The organism is Streptomyces sp. NPDC097595 (genome assembly GCF_044761525.1).
GTDB lineage: Bacteria > Actinomycetota > Actinomycetes > Streptomycetales > Streptomycetaceae > Streptomyces > Streptomyces drozdowiczii_A.
The window spans coordinates 1-1,039 of sequence record NZ_JBIWCN010000043.1; the positions used below are offsets into that span (position 1 = coordinate 1).

The 1,039-nt window shown below is 68.9% G+C and carries 1 protein-coding gene; it reads right to left on the bottom strand.

All coding sequences use genetic code 11. From position 1 onward, the window contains the following. Window positions 1–954: an IS481 family transposase gene (locus ACIQZN_RS34920; protein ID WP_328901451.1), complete on the bottom strand. Its 954-nt coding sequence runs from the start codon at window positions 952–954 to the stop codon at window positions 1–3. Window positions 955–1,039: the final 85 nt, after the last annotated feature.

A 1,039-nucleotide genomic window follows, 5' to 3' on the forward strand; every position in this document is an offset into this window, starting at 1 on the left:
CTAGGTGTATTGCCCTGTGAGGTTGGGGACGCGGCTGGCGGGTGGTTGGCCTTTCAGTGCGGTGTGTCCGCGGTGGTGATTGTAGGTGTGCAGCCAGCTGGGGAAGGCGTCGCGTCGTTCCTGCTCTGAGTGGTAGGGGCGGGCGTAGGCCCATTCGTCGAGCAGGGTGCGGTTGAGGCGTTCGACCTTGCCGTTGGTCTGTGGCCGGTAGGGTCGGGTTCGCTTGTGGGTGATCCCGGCCGCTGCCAGGAGGTCGCGCCAGGCGTGTGACTTGTAGCAGGAGCCGTTGTCGGTCAGGACTCGTTCGACGGTGATCCCGTGGGCCGCGTAGAACGTCTGGGCGCGGGTCCAGAACGCGGTGGCGGTCTCCTTCTTCTCGTCCGTGTGGATCTCGCTGTAGGCGAGGCGGGAGTGGTCGTCGACGGCGGTGTGGATGTAGCTGTAGCCGGCGTTCGAGCGGGTCTTGCGGCCTGCCTGCCTGCCGAGGGCCTTGTGGCCGCCGCCGTCGGGGATGTTGCCGAGCTTCTTGATGTCGACGTGGACGAGTTCGCCGGGCCGGTCACGTTCGTAGCGGCGTATGACACGGCCGGTGGCCCGGTCCAGATGGGTGAGGCGGGCCAGGCGGTAGCGGGTCAGGACGCGGTGGACGGTGGAGGGCACCAGCCCGAGCAGGTGCGCGATGCGGGCCGGTCCCCACCGGCGCAGGACCCGGACCTTGATGATCCGGCGTTCGGTGCGGGTCGGGGTCCGCCGGGGGCTGGTGTGCGGACGGGAGGAGCGGTCGCTCATGCCGGCTTCGCCGGACCGGCGGTAGCGGTCGGCCCATCGCTGGGCCGTGGTCGGTGAGACCTGAAAGCGTTCGGCGGCCCGCCGCAGGGGCCAGTTGTCCTCGACGACGCAGCGGGCCAGGCGCAGGCGTCCGGTCTCGGTCAGGGGTGCATTACGGTGGGGCACGAGGGCCTTTCGGTCGGTGTAGACGTCGCAATCCACACCGAACCCGGAAGGCCCTCACCCGTTCAAGATCCCTCAGCCGAGATAT